The sequence below is a fragment of the Rhodospirillaceae bacterium genome (genome assembly GCA_016712715.1).
Lineage (GTDB): Bacteria > Pseudomonadota > Alphaproteobacteria > Dongiales > Dongiaceae > Dongia.
The window spans coordinates 1,590,336-1,608,263 of sequence record JADJQM010000001.1; the positions used below are offsets into that span (position 1 = coordinate 1,590,336).

Sequence of the window (17,928 nt, forward strand, 5' to 3'; positions counted from 1 at the left end):
GATAATTTTCTACTCCATCCTAGTCCGTTTCGCTCCCATTCCCCGCACGTCGCTACCTGCTCGACTTCGACAGCTTCAACCGGAAGAACTTCTCGACCTTCCGCATTTCCGTGGCGATCTGGTCTGCGGGCGCGCCCTCGCCTTCCTGGTACTCCTGGAATTCCTTCTCGACGTCGTTCCAGCTCACACCGGCCTTCATCAGATCGGCACGCAGGGTCTTCGCGCGCTTGTCATCCATCGGGTTGCCGGCAAACGCACCATCGGCACGGCTGAAGCAGCCGGAAATCTTCTCTATCCAATTCATTACAATATCCCATCAAAAATGCAGATCTCACGCGCCGCCATAAATCGCGGGCGCGGCCATCATAGCATCTTGGGGCGCAGGCAGTCGGGCAATCGCTACCCCACACTCCGCTTTGCCGCGCGGCGCTTGCGGTAGGCGGCGAATTGGGTGTCGGCGAGGACGCCGATGAGGATGACCGAGCCCATCACGGCGAAGTTGAGCGAGCTTGGGATGCCCAGCAGATTGACCAGGTTCTGCAAGACCTGGAGCAGGATGGCGCCCAGCACGACGCCAACCACAGAACCTTCGCCACCGCGCAGCGAGAAGCCGCCCAGCACCGCCGCGGCAATCGCGTAGAGTTCGTAGAAATTGCCGTGGGATGAGGGGGAGATCGAGCGGGTGTACATCGCAAAGAAGATGGCTGCGATCGCGGTCAGCAACCCGCAGATCACATAGGCTGCGACGATCACCTGCTTCGTCGGGATGCCGGAATAGCGCGCCGCCTCCTCGTTCTTGCCGACCGCATAGAGATAGCGCCCGAAGACCGAGCGGTGCAGCACCACCCACATGATGGCGGCCACCACCAGCATGGCGATGAAGGCATGGGGCACGCCGTAGAGGCGCCCGGTGGTCAGCCATTCAAGCGTCGGGAAGCTCACGCCGAAGCCGAAGCCGGCGGTGGCATCCGCCGTGTAGAAGCGTGCCACCCCGCGATAGATGAGCAACCCACAGAGGGTCACGATGAAGGGCTGCAAATTCATCCGCGTGATGAGGAGACCGTGGATGAGGCCGAACAGCATGCCCAGCACCAGCATGAGGAGGAGTGCCGCCGGCCAGGCCATCTCATAGGTCACCATGAGGTCAACGAACAGCACGCCCAGCAGGGCGATGATCGAGCCCACCGACAATTCGATGCCGCCGGTGATGATCACGAAGGCCTGGCCGATGGCAAAGAGGCCGAACAGCCCCACCAGATTGGCCGTGTTGCCGAGATTGATCGGCGACAGGAACAAGGGGTTGATGAGCGCCACCACCGTGCCCACCACCAGGATGAGGATGAGCAGGCCGATATCTTTCTTGATCATGCGGTAGTGGTCCCCCCGATTGTCCCCAGCGTGGTCCTGTGGCCGACGGCCAGTTGCAGCACATTGTGTTCGTTGAAATCGGCGCGTTCGAGAAAGCCGCTGATGCGCCCTTCATGCATGACGGCGATGCGGTCGCTGACACCGATCACCTCCTCCATGTCGCTGGAGATCATCAGGATGGCGACACCCGCATCGGCGAGGTCGCGCAGCATGCGGTAGATATCCGTCTTGGCACCCACATCGATGCCGCGCGTCGGCTCGTCGCAGATGAGGAGGCGCGGCTTCATCGAGAGCCATTTCGCCAGCACCACCTTCTGCTGGTTGCCGCCAGACAGCGACCCCGTCTCGGTCCCGACATTTGGTGCCCGGATATGCAATCGCTGGCGCTGCTGTTCGGCATTGGCGGTCACACGCCCATCCTGCACCAGACCGTTGCTGGCATAGGCCAGGAGATCGGGCAGCGAAATATTCTCCGCGATCGACATGTCGAGCAGCAGGCCTGACCGCTTGCGATCCTCCGGCACCAGGAAGATCCCTTGCGCGATCGCCTCGCGCGGTGTCCTGATCTCGACCGGCGCGCCGTCGAGCAGGATCTGCCCGCCCAGCAGCTTGTCGATGCCGAATATCGTGCGCGCCAACTCCGTCCGGCCCGCGCCGATGAGGCCAGCCAGCCCCAGAATCTCACCTCGCCGCACCTGCAGCGACACGGGATGATCCGGATAGGTCTCGGTCCGCGCCTCGGCAATCTCCAGCACATGGGCGCCTGGCGGACTGGCCGGCGGCAGATAAAGCGATTTCAGATCGCGGCCGATCATCAGGCGGATCATCTCGCCATGGGTGACATGCACCTTGTCGAGATGCCCGACGACATGCCCGTCGCGCAGCACAATCACTCGGTCAGCGCATTCGGTGAGTTCGTTGAGCCGGTGGGAGATGAAAATGACGCTCACCCCCTTGGCCTTGAGGTCCGCGATGATGCCGAGCAGCCGCTCGGTCTCGCTCAAGGTCAGGCTCGAGGTCGGCTCGTCCATGATGATGAGCCGCGCATCCAGCGACAGCGCCTTGATGATCTCGAGCAATTGCCGCTGGCCGATCGAGAGATCGGAGACCATCGTGTCCGGCTTGAAGTCGACATCGAGGAGCTCGAAATAGGGCTTGGCCCGCGCATAAAGCGCCTTGCGGTCGATGAGCCGCAGCGGCCCGCCATAAAGCGGCTCGCGGCCGATAAAGACATTGGCCGCGGCGTCCAGATTATCGAACAGATTGAGTTCCTGGTGCACGAAGGCAATGCCGGCCAGGATTGCATCCGGCACGGTGAGTGCCGCGCGTGCCACGCCATCGACATGGATCTGCCCGGAACTGGGCTCCACGACGCCGCCCAGGATCTTCATGAGCGTCGACTTCCCGGCACCATTCTCCCCCACCAGCCCGATGACTTCGCCGGGAGCGACGGAGAGCGAGACCTTCGACAGGGCGGTCACCCCGGGATAGGTCTTGGTGATGTCGGTCAGTCGCAGGAACGGGTCAGCCATCGCGCGTTCGCCCCGCACATGCCGTCGCAATAGTGATCAATGCCAAGTGGGTCTGCAAGGGGGGGCGGTTGCAAAGAGGGTGCTGGCGCGTGGAACCATACGCGCCAGCACATCCGCTCGGCAAATCAGTGGGAGCTTACTTGCCGAGGGTCGCTTTCAGATTGGCTTCGAATTCCTCGACATTGCCTTTGTCGATGATCTTGGTCGGCACGATGATCAGCTTGTCGGCCGGGATCTGCGACTTGTCGCCTTCGAGGTAGGCGGCCATCAGCTTCATGCCCTGATAGCCCCATTCGAACGGCTGCTGCACGACGGTGCCGGCAAAGCTGCCATCCTTCACCGCACCCAGGGTGATCGGGTCTTCGTCAAAGGCGATGACCGTGATCTGGCCCAGTTTGCCGGCAGCCTGCAGCGCTTCATAGATCTTGGGCGGGTTGTATGAATAGAACCCGACCATGCAGTTGATTTCCGGGTTGGCGGCCAGCACGTCATCGACATTGCTGCGGGCCCGGGCGAAATCGACATCGTCGCCGCGTACGTCAACGAGCTCGATCCCCTTGCCTTCCACCGCCTGTTTGAAGCCGGCAATGCGTTCCTTGGCATTGTCGGCGCCGAGGAAGCCGACGAAGCCCATGCATTTGGCGCCACCCGGCAAGGCCTTCACCGCCACCTCACCGGCCTGCACCCCGGCCAGCGTGTTGGAGGAGCCGAGATAGGCGATGCGGTTGCTGTCCGGCGCGTCGCTATCGGTGGTGAACAGCGGCACTTGGCCTGCGATGCGGTTGAAGGCATCGATCGAGGTCTTGGGATCGACCGAGGAAATCATGATGGCATCGGTGCCGGCGGCGACGAGATCGTCCATCAGTGCGTTCTGCAACGCGGCCGTACCTTGTGCGGGATATTTGAACTGCAGCTCATAATTCGGCAATTCTGCCTGCGCCTTCTTCACGCCGGCTTCCGCGAGCTTCCAGAAATCGGAGGCGGCATTGACGACAAATGCCAGCTGCTTCTTCTCCTGCGCCATCGCCTGCGAGGCCGACAGCGCCAGGGCAATCGAGACGGCTGCTGAAATGATGATCTTCACGAGTACCTCCCATTGAGATTGTTTGGTGACGGGTCGTCCGCGAGCGTTCTATGCGCCGCTTTTCAAGAGTGTTCCACCGGTGCTAATATCTCGTCAACCGGAAATATCATACAAATCAAAAATCAGTAAAAACAATATGTTGCATCTGCTAATATGCGCATGATGTTGGGCGGGGGGATGGTACGGCAATGTCTTTTGAATCAAGCTGGTTACGGCCGATAAGGTCCCGATGAACGCCGTCAAGAAGCCACCCCGGAAACCCGCTGCGGCGCAGCAGAAGGCCTCCCCTTCCGTCAACCGCCAGCGTGGCTCGACCCAGCGCGGCCCCACCATGACCGACATCGCAGCGCTTGCCGGCGTGTCGCAGACAACCGTGTCCCTGGTGCTCAATGACGCCATGGGGGCACGCCTCTCCAGCGAAACCCGGCAGCGGGTGCTGGATGCCGCGAAGGCACTCGGCTATCGCCTGATCCGGCGTGGCCCGGCCCGTCCCTCGACCACCGATGCGACGGTCATCGGCTTCATGGTCGACGAGATGTCGACCGATCCCTGGTGCGCCATCGCCCTTGACGGTGTCCGCGAGAAGGCCTGGGAGTTCGGCCTCACCGTCAGCATCGCGGTGACGCGTGGCGATGCCGAAATGGAACAGGCCGCCCTGGCGCAGTTCCGCAACCAGCCGATGCTCGGCCTCATCTACGGCACCATCCAGACGCGCGCGATCACGCCGTCGCCGGCCTTTGCCAATCTACCCACGATCCTCCTCAACTGCTACGCGGCCGATCGCTCGCTGCCGTCGATCGCACCGGGCGAGATGTTGGGCGGGCGCGCGGCGACGGAGCGCCTGATCAGCGCCGGCCACACGCGGATCGGCCTCATCGAAGGCGAGGTGTGGATGGACGCCATGCGCGACCGCCTCAAGGGCTATCGCCAGGCGCTCACCAGTCACGAGATTCCGTTCGACGCCACGCTCGTGCGGCCGGGCAATTGGGAACCTTCGGCCGGCTATGAACAGACCCATGCCCTGATGAAGCTGAAGAAGCCACCCACGGCGATCTTCTGTGCCAACGACCTCATGGCGCTGGGCTGTTTCGAGGCGCTGAAGGAACTGGGCCTGCGCATCCCCGCGGACGTCGCGGTGATCGGCTATGATGATCGCGAGATCGCCCAGTTCATGCGCCCACCGCTCACCACCATGCTGCTGCCACATTTCGAGATGGGGATGCTCGCTGCCGAATATCTGGTCGACCATGCCGGTCGGCCCGAAAGACGCCCCGCACAGACCAAGGTCGAATGTCCGCTGGTCGAGCGCGCATCCGTCGTGAATCAAGACTGACGTCACAGGAGGATAAGATGCTGCTGCTGGTTACCGGGGCCACCGGCAAGGTCGGCGCTTCGCTGATCGCCGGATTGCTGCGCGACCCGCGCTGGGCAGGGGCCCGGATCCGGGCGCTGTGCCACAACCGCAGCCTCGCCCCCCATGACCGGGTCGAGAGCGTCAAGGGCGACATCGCCGACCGCGCCAGCGTCGCGCATGCCATGGAAGGCGTCACCCATGTGGTGCATCTCGCGACCTGCAAGGAAGTGCCCGAGACGGTCATGGATGTCACCGTGAAGGGCCTGTTCTGGCTGCTTGAATCCTTCCGCCAGTCACCCACCGCCCGGCAGTTCATTCTCATCGGTGGCGATGCCGGGATCGGCCATTTCTTCTACGAACATGACGGGCCGATCACGGAAAGCACGCCACATCGGGCCTATCCCGGCTGCTATGCGCTCTCCAAGGTGCTGGAGGAAGTGATGCTGGAGCAGTTCCGCATCCAGTACGGCATCAACACCTGCTGCCTGCGCGCGCCCTGGATCATGGAGAAGGACGATTTTCGCTACAGCCTGAGCTTCGGCGACGATCTCTTCGGCGGACCCGACTGGAAGACCATGGTGCCGCCGGAGGTAGCAGCCGCCTGCCGCCGGGACGGCACCGTACCTCTGCTGCGCGACGCCCATGGGCGCCCCTTGAAGCGGAACTTCGTCCATGTCGATGACCTGGTCGCGGCCATCCTGGCGGCCCTCGACAATCCGACTGCCGCAGGCCGGCTCTACAACATCGCCATGGATGTGCCGGTCGATTACGGCGAGGTGGTGACTTATCTCAAGGAGACCCGCGGCCTGCCGTCGATCGACATAGAGAGCCGCTACCACTCGACCTGGCTCGACAACAGCCGCGCCAGATTCGAACTCGGCTGGCGACCGCAATACGATCTGCCGAGGCTGATCGACGCCGCCTGGTCCTATCAACGCCCAGCCGATGATCCCCGTAAGGTTTGGTATCCCGGCTGAGCGTTTGAAGAGGGGGTTTACTTCTTGCCGACCGACCAGGTCGCATACCAGCTCTTGAACAGCTTCAACTGGCTCTCGGCATAGTTTCGCTGGCTGTCGCTCAAGGCATCGGTCGCGTTGAAGTGCAGCGTGAAGGCCGGGCTGCCCTCCAGCACCATCAGGTATTTGTAGAACAGCACCAGATCGGGGCCTTCGTCGAAACTGGAGAGTACCCAGAGGGCCTTCTCGAGCTCCAACGCGTGCTGCCGCGCCGTGGCATCGCCGGCCGCCGCCCGCTCGCACAGGCTGACCAGATGCAGCACTTGCCCAGGCAACACGTTGCCGATGCCGGTGATGGCGCCGGCAGCACCGCAATTGACGAAGCCATGGAACACCTGCGTGTCGACGCCGACCATCAGGGTCAGCGACTTGTCGCGGCCGGTAATGTGCTGAGCTGCATAGCTCAAGGACTCGGCGCCACCGAACTCCTTGAACCCGACCAGGTGCTTGTACTTGGCCTGCAGCTCGAAGAAGAGATCGGCCCTAGTCTCGAAGCCGTAATAGGGGCTGTTATAGATGACCGAGGGCAGATCGACCGCCGCTTCCAGGATGCCGGCGAAATGCGCGCGCTGGGCGGCGACCGAGGGGCCCCGCGACAGGACGCGCGGGATGATCATCAGGCCATGGGCGCCGACCTTCTTGGCATGGGCGGCGAGCGCTGCCGCCCGCGCCGGGTTCTGGGCACCGGTGCCGACGATCACGCGGATGCCGGCCTTCACCAGACGTTCGACACCTTCCATGCGCTGTTCATCCGTCAGCAGCGGCCAATCGCCCATCGACCCGCAGTAAACGACGGCGGACATGCCGGCCTTGGTCAGTTCCTGCCCCTTTTGCACCAAGGCGTCAAAATCGGGCGTACGGTCTGCCTTGCAGGGGCGTCATCAGGGCGGGAATGCAGCCCCGGAAGATATTGGCGGTCACGCTGGCTTCTCCTGTTTGAGGTAAGGTCCTCAAATAAGGCCATCCGCCCCCCAAAGGCAACAAATGACGTGCGTTGCGACGGTGCCCACCTATCGGCCGATCCGGTCTGGTCCGATTGCCTGGATTTCGGCCCCGGCAAGCCTTTCTCGCCGACGCTCACCCACGCGAATAGGCCAGGAGCGGGCTTTCGCCCACTCCTGGCCACCCAACACCCGCCTGAGCGATCAGGGCTTGTCGGCCGTCTCCGCCATCAGTTCTTCTTTGCGTTCGGCGAGGCGCGCGCCGATCTCCGCCAAATCCATTCTGGATTTCTTCAGTTTCGGGAAGAACTCGGTCTCTTCTTCCTTCACGTGATGCTTGACCCATTCGCCCATGACATGGACCCGGGCCGCGAACATATCGCCTTCCTTGTCGGCTTCAATGGCGGCGACCAGTTCCTTGATCGAACCATGCTCGACCTCGGCTTCGTCAACCATGTCCATATCGCTTTTTTTCAGAACCTCCCGCGCCGCAGGATAAAGGATCTCTTCTTCGATCTGGGCATGCACGCTAAGCGCCGCGCAGATCTCCTCGGCAAGCTTCTGCTTGCGCGCGGCCGTCATCCGACCGCTCTCGAATTTCTCAAACATCGCCGCAACCTCGGCGTGATCCGCCTTAAGCAGCTTGATGGCGTCCGGGGATTTTGCTGTCTTGGCCCGCGCCTTGATGTCGGTTGTCGTGCTGCTAGATACTTGTGTCATTGATTGCTTCCTTTGCCGTGATCGGTTTGGGTTGTCCAGGCGAGAACCGAGGACTTCGCGGCTTGTTCCATAACGCAGAACGAGCCGGGGAAATTCCGACAACTGGTGGCGAAGTCGGGCCTAAGGCGTCGCATCGTTAACGATTACGATAACGGCCCTGCAACAGGATGATGGCGGTGGCGTTGAATCATCGATTGCCTTGACACTACACGCATCAATCGCGTTACAGTGCCGGTCTCCGCTGAAACAGCAGGCGACAGATGGAACGCTCGTTAGCGATGAGACCGATGATCATTCTGACCAACCGCAGCAGTCGTTTCCGCTGTGGGCCTGACCAGCGATGAAATGGTTCCTGGGCCCGTTGCTCGCCCTGCAAGTTGCGCAAAGCGATGGCCTCACGCCGGCCGTCACCCTGAGCCAGGAAGCCTGGGCTGGCTATCAATTTTACCTGCTTTCAATGGGATCCGGCACGGGCACTTTTGCGGTCTCACCGGACGGACGCGGCTGGGGCTTCTCCTATTGTGCGACCGGCAATTGTGGTGGCGACAACCGGGAGCTGGCTTTGGCCAAATGCAAGGAGCGGGCCCAGTTCGACTGCATCGTCTTCGCGCTCAACGACCGAGTTCAGGTGCAATATTCCGTGCAGTAGGTGCGACAGCGCCGCACCTTTGAACGTCTCACCAGATCTGTTGCGCTGATCTCGGCAAATGGTCGCTGCTGAATCCGAACAGCGCCCTTGTGCGGGCATCCAGGCTTTGCGCCAGCGTGTCCCCGAGATCGAGGGCGGAGAGCAGTTCCGTCCGGCAATAGTAGGTGAGGAAGGCGGTCGCGAGTTGCGACTTGCCGGCCTCGAACAGGGTCAGCGCGGTCTCGAACACTTCGGAATGAGCGAGCAGAAGCCGATGCTCGACCGCCTCCCAAACGGCGGTCACCTCGGGGCGAAAGAGCTCGTCATGTTGCGCTATCAGATAAAGCAGCCGTTTGAAAACATAGGTGGCCGCGCGGGTTGACTCGATGCCCTGCGGCACACTGGACGCCTGCGCCGCGCCATGGCGCAGATCGAGGAAGCGCGCCGATTCACCTGCTGTGAGATAACGATGCTGACGATACTCTTCCGGCACGTCGGTCACGCCCATGAAGACCGGCACGAAGGGGGCGGCGATGGCACCGACCTGGGTGTGCCACAACACCCGTAACGCGGCTTGCGAAGGATCCTGCAGGGGAACGACCTGGCCATAGCCGGCGGTGTCACCTGTCAGCTTCTCGGTGCGCACCGCCCAGAAGATGTCCTCGATGCGGATCTTGCTCGGTGCTGCCGCGCGCCGTTCCATTTCCGCTTCGATCCACTGGACACCGGCCCAACGGCCTTTGCCGTCGCCATAAGCCGCATGAAAGTCGAACGGCTGTTTGCCGGCTGGATCGTACCAACCCTGTGAAACGGCGAAGGAAACCAGGTTATCCGAATAGCGGAAATCCGGGTGGTCTGGCTGGTCCACCGGAATCCTGCCGATATAGCCGGGGCGCGAGGCGCGGATGCTGTCCGGCCCCAGCCGCTCGGCTGCCCACAATCCCTGTCCGCCGGCACATTCGATCACGACCCAAGCCTCCTTGGCATCGGCAATGATATGCGAATTGCCGCCGTAATCGGCATAGCCGTGGCGCGCGATGAGGGCGCCAATAAGATCGACACCCTCGCTGGCGCTGCGCGCGCGTTCCAGGACCAACCGCGCCAGATCGCTATAATTGGGACCGGTCTGGGATGTCGGCGTCATGGCGATGAGCTCATCGCGCGAGGTCGACCAGATGTCACGCACGGCGACACCATGCTCGTTCAACCCACCATTGGTGAGCGGCGAGGGCACGCCTTTGTAGTAGCTGTAGCTGACCCGGATATGCCGGAAAGTCTCAGCCACCTGAGGGATCGCGCTCAACACACCCGGCAGATCGGCTTCCGGCGTCACACCTACCGTGATGGTACTGCCAGATACATGCTGCTAACGCGGCACGATCTCAAGCCAATAGCTCGATGGTTCATCCCCATAGCCCGCGAGATAGGCAATCCCGTCCGCCGTCCGGTTCTTGCCGATATAGAGTCCATAGCTCATCGTCCGCCCCCAGCTACTTGCCGTCCCGCGCTTCTAGTTTCGCCAGCCTGCGTGGCAAATCCGCGCTGAGCGCCATTTGCCGCGGGCGGGAGGACTTCTTCCAGCCGCGACACTCCTCCTTGGTACGACCACAGGCCAGGCACCAGCCGGTACGGCCGTCGAACTTGCACACGTCGACGCAAGGTGATTTCACGTTACTGACCCGCCTGATGCGCCGGTCCGAACAGGCTTTCATAATGGTTCTTCTGGCGCGTGGCCCCGATGACGGCGTTGCGCATGAGCACGGCGACCGTGACAGGCCCCACTCCGCCCGGCACCGGGGTGATCCAGCCCGCAATGTTCGAAACGGAGCCAAAATCAACGTCGCCCACGACCTTGGTCGACCCGTCCGGCAAGGTCACCTGATTGATCCCGATATCGATGACGGCAGCGCCCGGCTTCACCATCTCTGCATTGATGAGACCGGGTTTCCCCACCGCAACGAACAGCGCATCGGCGCGGCGGCTATGGACTGACAGGTTCCTGGTCATGTGATGACAGACGGTGACCGTGGCACCTTCCGCCATCAGGAGGAAGGCGATCGGCTTGCCGACGATCTCGGAATGGCCGACCACGACGACTTCCAGGCCGGCGAGGGAGAGGCCCGTCTGGCGCAACAGTTCGACCGAGGCCATGGCGGTGCAAGGCCCCAGTTCCAGCTCGTTATAGACAATGTTGCCGATCGACGCGGGATGCATGCCTTCGACATCCTTCAACGGATGGATGGCGCCCTGCAATTGCTTGATCGAGAGGTGGGCCGGAACCGGGCGCTGCAGGATGATGCCGGTCACGCGCGGGTCGGCATTCATGCCGTGGATCGCCGCCAGCAACTGCTCCTGGTGGATGTCCGCCGGGAAATGCATCTCCTCGAACTGGATATCGGCCTTGTCGGCGGTGCGCTTCTGGTTGCGCACATAGAGTTGCACGGCACTGACATCACCTACCGAGATGGAGCAGAGCCGCGGCGCCCAGCCGGTGGCTTTCAGGTCGGCGACCTGACTGCGCGTCTGCGCCAGCATGGTCTCCGCCACCGCGCGACCGTTGAGCACCGAATGCGACATGATGATAACTCCAAACCAGTTCCTGGGCCGAGGTTTTAGCCCTGGCAAAGCCCAAAGTCCATGACCTGGAGCGCGATAGGTGGTCGCATTTATGCCTAATTTATACAGGGATTCTCGGTTGCGAGGCGTCGGATGGCGGGGGCCAGCTTCGCCATGTCTGGCGCGGCTGCCGGCTGCCAGGCCTTATCCGCATCGCCGGCAAGGCCGGCCCGAAGATTGTCGAAGGGACCGGACACTTTGAGCGGCAGATCGAGGGCGAAGAAGCCCGTCGAAGCCCGTTCCGATTTGGCCCCTATGTCGACCTGCTGCTTGATCAGATCGATGGTGCCGCTGCCGACCAAGGTAGCATCCTTGGTTTCAAGTCGCAGTGGTGACAAGCTGGCCATGCCGTCCTTCATGGCAACGATTCCGGCCAGGCAGCCGATCGGCGACGATCCCTCTCGCTCACGAAACAAGGCGCGAAGATCGGTCGATGCCATCTCGATGATAGATCGCTTGATGCTGCCATTTCGCATGGTGAGGATTGCAGCTCCCTCGCTTCGGCGCAGCCCCGCGCCAATAGTCTCACCCTGCATGTTGAGTGTGACGGCACCATCGACCTTCCCCGCGAGGTCGCCCGGTTCTGCGCCGAGTTCCTGTGCCAGTCGGTCGGCATCGACACCGTCGAGAGTGGCATCGAGATGGAGGCTGGTATCACCGTCGGTCGTCTTGAGGTCTCCCGCACCGGAGAACCGGCCGCCCGCATAGGCAAAGCTGAGTTTGCGCAGCTTGATCTCGTTCTCATCGATGGAACCCTCCAGCGCGGCCTCGGCCAATTGGAGCTTGCCATAGATGACGTGCTGCGCCTCGATCTTGGCCTTGATGGTGGCGCCGCTATCCTGCGGCACCTTGAGCGACGTCTCCATGAAGCTCACGGCCTTCTTTTCCGGCTGCGCCGTTATGAGGCGGTCGAGGTCGAGCGTATTGACGGCAAGATCTGCCGCGATACTGTCCGGTGATCCGCGACTGCCTTCATCCAGAATGAAAGTACCGTTGAAATTGCTGTCGGCAATCTTGCCCTTGGCCCCGGTCAGTTCCCAATGGTCTCCTTGCCGGGTCAGATGACCGGCGACCTGCAAGGGATAGTCGGCTGCAACCTCCGCACCGAAGGCAGCGAGTAGATTGCCAAGCTTCGGCGCATTCAGATTCATCTGGCCGTCGACACCCTCGAAATCGAGTAGCTCCATCATCGTCCCGTCGAAATCGAGCCGTGCGGTTCGACCCGCTAGGCTGAAGATCGCCCCAAATGGTGTGTCGGCATCGCGCAGCACGGTGAAGGATTGCGTCTTCGCGTCAAGGATGAGGGGGGTGTTGTTATAGGCGCCGGCTGCCTTCAGGCTGACCGGGGTATTTTCCCCTTCCGACATAATGGCGACATTGTCGAGCTTGATCCGCAGGATATTGCCACGATAGGTCCGATAGGTGATGAGTGCATCGCTGAGCGCCATGTCGAGCAGAGTCGGGAACTGCGTGCGGTTTTTCGGGATGAGGGCGAAGCCACCCTGTTTCGAGCCGCCTTCTGTTGAGCCGACATCTTGTGCGGCGGTACTGCCGAACTTCCAATTGCCGACACCCTTCTTATCCCGTTCCAGCACCACCACGAGCCCCTGGGCGCGAAGGTGATGGTATAGCGGCGTACCATCCCACAACGACCATGGGTCGACATCGGCACTGAAACTGCTCAGCGTAATGATCTCCGGGACACTGCCCCACGGCGTATTGGCAATCCGGAGATCACGAAGCTCGATATGCAGCGGGTCGCGCCAGGTGATCGTCAGTTCTTTGGCCGTCACCTTGCGGCCGAGTGCGTCGCTGGCGGCCTGTTCGGCCCAAGGCTTCAGATCGGCACTCGTCAACCAGATGATCCCACCCAGCAGGACCAGCAGCAGCACAGCCAGAAAGCCAAGTAAAAGACGGACTATTCGTTTCACGGGCAACCCGATCATGACTATGGCCGGATCACGGCCCGACCTAAGGGGAGGAAACCGGCAAGGCGTTGAAAGGTTGCCAAATCATCCGATACGGGTGGAACTTGCCAGCTCTGGGATCGGATGCCACTATCTTCATGACAACCCACGTCTTCAGTATCGGAGTATCATGGCGGGTCGGTTCGCCTGGGCAACACTGCCGGATTCAGAGCTTTTGCAGCTGCGTCTCAAGGACCTCAAAGTATCTGTTGAGGGTACCTGGCTGGAATCCTGCCTGCATCGCCTCTACGACGAGCTATCGGAACGCGACCTGCGCATTCGCCCCCATGCCTGGATTTCAGATGAGTGGTTCAGCCCGGATACCACGCCGGGGATCGCCATCCCCTTCTACCTCGCGCATCCGCGCCTCGTGCGCCTTGAGCGCAAGAAGATCATTGATGTCGAAGGCGGCACTGTCCCGGAATGCATGCGCATCCTCCGCCACGAGGCGGGCCATGTCGTACAGCACGCCTTCCAATTGCACCGGCGGCGGCGCTGGCAGGCCGTGTTCGGCCGCTCCTCCACCACCTATCCGCATTACTACCGACCCAATCCCGCCAGCAAGAATTACGTCCAGCATCTCCGACTGTGGTACGCGCAGAGCCATCCGGATGAGGATTTTGCCGAGACCTTTGCGGTATGGCTGCGACCGCGTTCCGATTGGCGCAAACGCTATGCCGATTGGCCGGCGCTCCGGAAGCTCGAATATGTCGATGAACTGATGGCCGAGATTGCCGGCGAGAAGCCGCATCTCACCAAGAAGCTGTTGGTCGATCCGTTGAGTACGCTGAAGCAGACCCTGGATGAACATTACGCCCGGAAGCAGGCACTCTATGTCAGCGAGACATCGTCGAAATATGACCGCGAGCTGCTGACGCTCTTCAGTGCCGACGCAAAACAGCGGCGGGCACCTTTGGCATCGACCTTCCTACGCCTCAACCGCAACCATATCCGGCGCGTCGTGGCACGCTGGACTGGTGAGTATCAGCTCACCCTCGACGCCGTCCTCGACTCGATGATCGCGCGCTGCCGCGCGCTCAAATTGCGCGCCCCCGGGAATCAGCGGCAATTGATGATGGATTTTATCGTTCTGTTAACCGCAAAAACGGTACATTCCCTCTATAGCCCGTCGCGTCGGGAATGGTTCGCACTTTAATAAAATCCTCCTTTGGGTTCAGCCATGAAGTCACTTCGCGTCCTGGTGCTGATGCATCCGGATTTCACGCCGCCGGATTCGCTGAAGGGCTACAGCGAAAAGGAAAAGCATGTGTGGAAAACGGAATATGACGTCATCTCCACCTTGCGCGCCTCCGGCCATGAAGTCACCGCGATCGGCGTGCAGCACGAGCTGCGCCCGATCCGCGAGGCGATCGAAGAGCGGAAACCGGATGTTGTCTTCAACCTCCTCGAACAGTTCCATGGCGAAACCGCCTATGACCAGAATGTGGCGAGCTATCTGGAATTGCTGCGCATGCCTTATACCGGCTGCAATCCGCGCGGGTTGATGCTGGCGCGCGGCAAGGCGCTCTCGAAAAAACTGCTCTCCTATCATCGCATCCCTACACCAGCCTTCGCCGTTTTCCAGATTGGCCGCAAGATCAAGCGCCCGTCCAAGCTCGGCTTTCCGCTCATCGTGAAGAGTCTCACCGAGGATTCCTCCGTCGGCATTGCCCAGGCGTCGGTCGTCGACAGCGATGAGAAACTCGCCGAACGCGTCAGATTTGTGCATGAACGCGTCGGCACCGATGCGATCGCCGAACAGTTCATCGATGGCCGCGAACTTTACGTCGGTGTCCTCGGCAATCACCGCTTGCGCGTGCTGCCCGTGTGGGAACTGCAATTCGGTGAGGATGCGCAAGGCAAACTGACGGTTGCCACCGAGAAGTTGAAGCACGACCTCGACTATCAGGAGAAGCGCGGTGTCTTCTACGGCAAGGCTGAAAATCTCTCACCGGAAATCGAACGTCGCATCCAGCGCATCGTGAAACGCATCTGCACGACCCTGGAACTTGACGGCTATAACCGCATCGACTTCCGTCTGACCGCCGAGGGGGTCCCCTATTTCCTGGAAGCCAACCCGAATCCCGAAATCGCCTCGAAGGAGGAGTTCGCCGCGGCGGCGGCCCATGACGGGTTGCCCTATCCGGACCTTCTCAACCGGATTCTGGAGCTGGGATTGAGCCGGGCCAGACAGTCGCTCCAGACTGAATTACCATTCAACAGTTGAACAGGTATTCAGGTTCGGCGACTATTTCAGGGACTCGTCGGCTGCTCGCATGAAATCGGTCGCCGCCCCCTCGCTTTGCGCATCCCGCCCCATCTCCGCGGCCAGCGCGGGGGTCACGGTGAAGGTATCAAATCCGCGCGCTGTCAACGTCTCCAACTGATCGATCGAGCGGATGCTGGCGACCAGGACACGGAGATTGCGGCGGTTGCCAATACTCAGCATCGCATCCAGCCTGGCATCCGCATCGATGCCGGCATCCAGCATGCGGCCATAATAGGGCGCCACATATTGCGCGCCGATGCTGGCGGCCAGCATGGTCTGGTGTGCGGTGTAGCAAGCAGTGATTGTCACCGGCACGCCCTCGCGGCAAAGGGCCGCCGCGGCTTCGAAACCGATGCCGGTTGCGGGAACCTTCACGGTGACGCAGTGCCACAGATTGCGCAGCGCTCGGCCGTTAGCGAGAAGCTCTGGGGCGCTGTGCCATGTTACCTGCAACTGAAGTTCTGCGATGCAGGCTTCGCGCGCATCGGCCACTAACTGGGCGGCGGTGGGCATGTAGACCTTCTTGCCTGCCCGCGAGATGATAAGCGGGTTCGTGGTGACGCCGTGGAGCCAGCCGCGACCCAGGCCGATCTTCCAATCGCCCGCATGGGCACTGTCGATGAAGAGACGATAGGTCATAGCAGTTCCTTGAGGTCAGCCGCGAACGGCAAGTCGGCACCGCGCCGGCTGCAGGTGATCGCGGCAGCCCTGGCGCCGAAGGATAGCAACGAGCGCAAGGCGTCGGAATCGAGATCGGCCGCCTCGGCACCACCCAGGGCATCGTGCTTCTCGAGCCAGGCGAGCGTTGCGGCCTGGAAGGTGTCGCCCGCCCCCACGGTATCGACGACATTGACATGAACGCCGGGCACGGAGGCGCTGCAGCCATGGCCGGTGAAGGCCAAGGCTCCCTCGCCGCCCTTGGTGACGATGACGAGGCGAACGCCGGCCCGGATCCAATCCTGCGCCAGATGTTCGAGCGATTGTCCTGGAAAGAGCAACCCAGCATCTTCCGAACTCAGCTTCAGGAGATGCGCCGTGCCGGACATGGTGGCGATGCGGCCGCGCCACACATCGAGATCGGAGACGATCGATGGCCGCACATTGGGGTCATAAGAGATAAAGCGACGCTCCCTTTCGCGCTTGGCCAAGGCAACCAGAGCGGTGGCGCTGGGCTCGGTCGCGGTCGTATAGCAACCGATATGAACGGCCCGGATTTCTGCCGGCAATTGAGGGGGCAATTCACTCAGCGTCAAAGAGCGGTCGGCGGTTCCTTCCGTATAGAAGACGTAGCGAGCACTGCCGGTCTGGTCGAGCTCGACCATGGCCAGTGTGGAGTTCCGTTCCGTTGGCACGATGAGGCTGGTATCGACGCCTTCCTGCTTGAGGTAGGCCAGAATGCGCTGACCAAAAATGTCAGAGGAATTCTTGGTGAAGAAGCCGACACGCCGACCCAGGCGCGCCAAGCCGACGGCGATATTGAGTGGCGATCCGCCGGCCCGGCCATCCAAGCGAATGGTAGCCGGGCTGCCGGTCGGCGACGAAAAACAATCGAACAGGGCTGAGCCGCAGGAGAGGAACATCTTACGGGGTCGCGATGACCTGTTGGCGCTGCTCGCCGAGGCCAGCAATGCCAAGCCGCATGACCTGACCCGGCTTCAAGTAGATCGGGGTCGGTTTCTGGCCGAGACCGACGCCGGGCGGCGTGCCGGTCGAGATGACATCGCCCGGCTGCAAGGACATGAATTGCGAGATGTAGTGCACCAGATGCGCGACACCGAAGATCATCGTCTTGGTGGAGCCGTTCTGGTAGCGCTTCTCATCGACATCGAGCCACATAGCAAGATTCTGCGGATCCGGCACCTCGTCCTTGGTCACCAGCCAGGGGCCGGTCGGACCGAAGGTGTCGGCGGACTTGCCCTTCACCCATTGGCCGCCCCGCTCAGTCTGGAAGGCGCGTTCGGAGACGTCGTTGATGACGCAGTAACCGGCGACGTAGTCGAGGGCGCTCTTCTCATCCACATAGCGCGCCTCACGGCCGATGACGACGCCGAGCTCGACTTCCCAATCGGTCTTCACCGAGTTGCGCGGGATCATGACGTTGTCGTTGGAACCACAGACAGCGCTGGTCGCCTTCATGAACAGGATCGGTTCCTTGGGCGGCTCGGCGCCGGTTTCCTTGGCGTGATCCGAATAGTTGAGGCCGACACAGATGAACTTGCCGATCTTGCCCACGCAGGCGCCATAGCGCACCGAACCCTCGACCTTGGGCAGCGAGTTGGGATCGAGCGCTTTCAGGCGCGCAAGACTGTCCGGCGACAGGACTGCGCCGGCGATGTCCGGCACATGCTGCGACAGATCGCGAATATGGCCGTCCTTGTCGAGCAGGCCGGGTTTTTCGGCGCCAGCGGCGCCATAACGTAGGAGTTTCATCGC

The 17,928-nt window shown here is 61.6% G+C and carries 16 protein-coding genes and 2 pseudogenes; 5 read left to right on the plus strand and 13 right to left on the minus strand.

Translation table 11 applies throughout. From position 1 onward, the window contains the following. Window positions 1-52 precede the first annotated feature (52 nt). The 4 genes from IPK59_07760 to IPK59_07775 form a co-directional block, all read right to left on the minus strand. Window positions 53-304 (minus strand): hypothetical protein, encoded by a 252-nt coding sequence (locus tag IPK59_07760; protein MBK8158655.1) that lies wholly within the window; start codon window positions 302-304, stop codon window positions 53-55. Between the two features lie 95 nt (window positions 305-399). Continuing rightward, complete coding sequence (locus tag IPK59_07765; GenBank protein MBK8158656.1) at window positions 400-1,368, minus strand: ABC transporter permease; 969 nt, start codon at window positions 1,366-1,368, stop codon at window positions 400-402. Continuing rightward, window positions 1,365-2,900, minus strand: coding sequence for a sugar ABC transporter ATP-binding protein (locus IPK59_07770; protein MBK8158657.1), 1,536 nt, complete (start codon window positions 2,898-2,900; stop codon window positions 1,365-1,367). Before IPK59_07770 ends, IPK59_07765 begins: the two co-directional genes overlap by 4 nt. Window positions 2,901-3,036: 136 nt before the next feature. After that, window positions 3,037-3,924, minus strand: a complete 888-nt coding sequence (locus tag IPK59_07775) for a sugar-binding protein (protein MBK8158658.1) — start codon at window positions 3,922-3,924, stop codon at window positions 3,037-3,039. Between the two features lie 391 nt (window positions 3,925-4,315). On the opposite strand from IPK59_07775, the gene IPK59_07780 reads away from it, so the two are divergent. Together IPK59_07780 and IPK59_07785 are read left to right on the plus strand one after the other, a co-directional pair. Further along, window positions 4,316-5,317, plus strand: coding sequence for a LacI family DNA-binding transcriptional regulator (locus IPK59_07780; GenBank protein MBK8158659.1), 1,002 nt, complete (start codon window positions 4,316-4,318; stop codon window positions 5,315-5,317). A gap of 17 nt (window positions 5,318-5,334) precedes the next feature. Next, a complete protein-coding gene (locus IPK59_07785; protein ID MBK8158660.1) occupies window positions 5,335-6,315 on the plus strand; it encodes an NAD(P)-dependent oxidoreductase in 981 nt (326 codons plus the stop codon). A 17-nt stretch (window positions 6,316-6,332) separates the two neighbouring features. Here the strand turns inward: IPK59_07785 and IPK59_07790 are convergent. Both IPK59_07790 and IPK59_07795 read right to left on the minus strand, forming a co-directional pair. Further along, a pseudogene (locus IPK59_07790) lies at window positions 6,333-7,275 on the minus strand (dihydrodipicolinate synthase family protein). A gap of 224 nt (window positions 7,276-7,499) precedes the next feature. After that, window positions 7,500-8,015, minus strand: coding sequence for a hemerythrin domain-containing protein (locus tag IPK59_07795; protein MBK8158661.1), 516 nt, complete (start codon window positions 8,013-8,015; stop codon window positions 7,500-7,502). A gap of 340 nt (window positions 8,016-8,355) precedes the next feature. Here IPK59_07795 and IPK59_07800 point away from each other — a divergent pair, with 340 nt between their 5' ends. Then, window positions 8,356-8,664 (plus strand): hypothetical protein, encoded by a 309-nt coding sequence (locus IPK59_07800; GenBank protein ID MBK8158662.1) that lies wholly within the window; start codon window positions 8,356-8,358, stop codon window positions 8,662-8,664. 28 nt (window positions 8,665-8,692) lie between these two features. On the opposite strand, the pseudogene IPK59_07805 reads toward IPK59_07800, so the two are convergent. The 4 genes and pseudogenes from IPK59_07805 to IPK59_07820 all read right to left on the minus strand — a co-directional run bounded on the left by IPK59_07805 (window position 8,693) and on the right by IPK59_07820 (window position 13,190). Next, window positions 8,693-10,120: pseudogene (locus IPK59_07805) on the minus strand (C69 family dipeptidase). Between the two features lie 13 nt (window positions 10,121-10,133). Continuing rightward, window positions 10,134-10,355 carry a DUF1289 domain-containing protein gene (locus IPK59_07810; GenBank protein ID MBK8158663.1) on the minus strand — a complete coding sequence of 74 codons (222 nt, stop codon included), beginning with the start codon at window positions 10,353-10,355 and terminating at the stop codon, window positions 10,134-10,136. Further along, window positions 10,315-11,220, minus strand: coding sequence for a bifunctional 5,10-methylenetetrahydrofolate dehydrogenase/5,10-methenyltetrahydrofolate cyclohydrolase (locus IPK59_07815; protein MBK8158664.1), 906 nt, complete (start codon window positions 11,218-11,220; stop codon window positions 10,315-10,317). The genes IPK59_07810 and IPK59_07815 overlap by 41 nt, the downstream gene beginning before the upstream one ends. 95 nt (window positions 11,221-11,315) lie before the next feature. Next, complete coding sequence (locus tag IPK59_07820; protein ID MBK8158665.1) at window positions 11,316-13,190, minus strand: AsmA family protein; 1,875 nt, start codon at window positions 13,188-13,190, stop codon at window positions 11,316-11,318. A 163-nt stretch (window positions 13,191-13,353) separates the two neighbouring features. Here IPK59_07820 and IPK59_07825 point away from each other — a divergent pair, with 163 nt between their 5' ends. Together IPK59_07825 and IPK59_07830 are read left to right on the plus strand one after the other, a co-directional pair. After that, window positions 13,354-14,382 (plus strand): putative zinc-binding metallopeptidase, encoded by a 1,029-nt coding sequence (locus IPK59_07825; GenBank protein ID MBK8158666.1) that lies wholly within the window; start codon window positions 13,354-13,356, stop codon window positions 14,380-14,382. Window positions 14,383-14,406: 24 nt separating this feature from the next. Further along, complete coding sequence (locus tag IPK59_07830; GenBank protein ID MBK8158667.1) at window positions 14,407-15,453, plus strand: ATP-grasp domain-containing protein; 1,047 nt, start codon at window positions 14,407-14,409, stop codon at window positions 15,451-15,453. 21 nt (window positions 15,454-15,474) lie between these two features. Here the strand turns inward: IPK59_07830 and IPK59_07835 are convergent, their stop codons facing one another. Genes IPK59_07835 through IPK59_07845 form a run of 3 tightly spaced genes read right to left on the minus strand, consistent with a single transcriptional unit; the run spans window position 15,475 to window position 17,925 of the window. Beyond that, complete coding sequence (locus IPK59_07835; GenBank protein MBK8158668.1) at window positions 15,475-16,134, minus strand: transaldolase; 660 nt, start codon at window positions 16,132-16,134, stop codon at window positions 15,475-15,477. Beyond that, window positions 16,131-17,075 (minus strand): carbohydrate kinase, encoded by a 945-nt coding sequence (locus tag IPK59_07840; GenBank protein MBK8158669.1) that lies wholly within the window; start codon window positions 17,073-17,075, stop codon window positions 16,131-16,133. The genes IPK59_07835 and IPK59_07840 overlap by 4 nt, the downstream gene beginning before the upstream one ends. Before the next feature lies 1 nt (window position 17,076). Continuing rightward, window positions 17,077-17,925 carry a fumarylacetoacetate hydrolase family protein gene (locus IPK59_07845; GenBank protein MBK8158670.1) on the minus strand — a complete coding sequence of 283 codons (849 nt, stop codon included), beginning with the start codon at window positions 17,923-17,925 and terminating at the stop codon, window positions 17,077-17,079. Between the last annotated feature and the right edge of the window lie 3 nt (window positions 17,926-17,928).

What these genes read in the sequence shown, in the direction of transcription:
- IPK59_07760 (MBK8158655.1), bottom strand. Translation starts at nt 304, where the DNA reads ATGAATTGGATAGAGAAGATTTCCGGCTGCTTCAGCCGTGCCGATGGT.
- IPK59_07765 (MBK8158656.1), bottom strand. Translation starts at nt 1,368, where the DNA reads ATGATCAAGAAAGATATCGGCCTGCTCATCCTCATCCTGGTGGTGGGC.
- IPK59_07770 (MBK8158657.1), bottom strand. Translation starts at nt 2,900, where the DNA reads ATGGCTGACCCGTTCCTGCGACTGACCGACATCACCAAGACCTATCCC.
- IPK59_07775 (MBK8158658.1), bottom strand. Translation starts at nt 3,924, where the DNA reads ATGGCGCAGGAGAAGAAGCAGCTGGCATTTGTCGTCAATGCCGCCTCC.
- IPK59_07780 (MBK8158659.1), top strand. Translation starts at nt 4,316, where the DNA reads ATGACCGACATCGCAGCGCTTGCCGGCGTGTCGCAGACAACCGTGTCC.
- IPK59_07785 (MBK8158660.1), top strand. Translation starts at nt 5,335, where the DNA reads ATGCTGCTGCTGGTTACCGGGGCCACCGGCAAGGTCGGCGCTTCGCTG.
- IPK59_07795 (MBK8158661.1), bottom strand. Translation starts at nt 8,015, where the DNA reads ATGACACAAGTATCTAGCAGCACGACAACCGACATCAAGGCGCGGGCC.
- IPK59_07800 (MBK8158662.1), top strand. Translation starts at nt 8,356, where the DNA reads ATGAAATGGTTCCTGGGCCCGTTGCTCGCCCTGCAAGTTGCGCAAAGC.
- IPK59_07810 (MBK8158663.1), bottom strand. Translation starts at nt 10,355, where the DNA reads ATGAAAGCCTGTTCGGACCGGCGCATCAGGCGGGTCAGTAACGTGAAA.
- IPK59_07815 (MBK8158664.1), bottom strand. Translation starts at nt 11,220, where the DNA reads ATGTCGCATTCGGTGCTCAACGGTCGCGCGGTGGCGGAGACCATGCTG.
- IPK59_07830 (MBK8158667.1), top strand. Translation starts at nt 14,407, where the DNA reads ATGAAGTCACTTCGCGTCCTGGTGCTGATGCATCCGGATTTCACGCCG.
- IPK59_07835 (MBK8158668.1), bottom strand. Translation starts at nt 16,134, where the DNA reads ATGACCTATCGTCTCTTCATCGACAGTGCCCATGCGGGCGATTGGAAG.
- IPK59_07840 (MBK8158669.1), bottom strand. Translation starts at nt 17,075, where the DNA reads ATGTTCCTCTCCTGCGGCTCAGCCCTGTTCGATTGTTTTTCGTCGCCG.
- IPK59_07845 (MBK8158670.1), bottom strand. Translation starts at nt 17,925, where the DNA reads ATGAAACTCCTACGTTATGGCGCCGCTGGCGCCGAAAAACCCGGCCTG.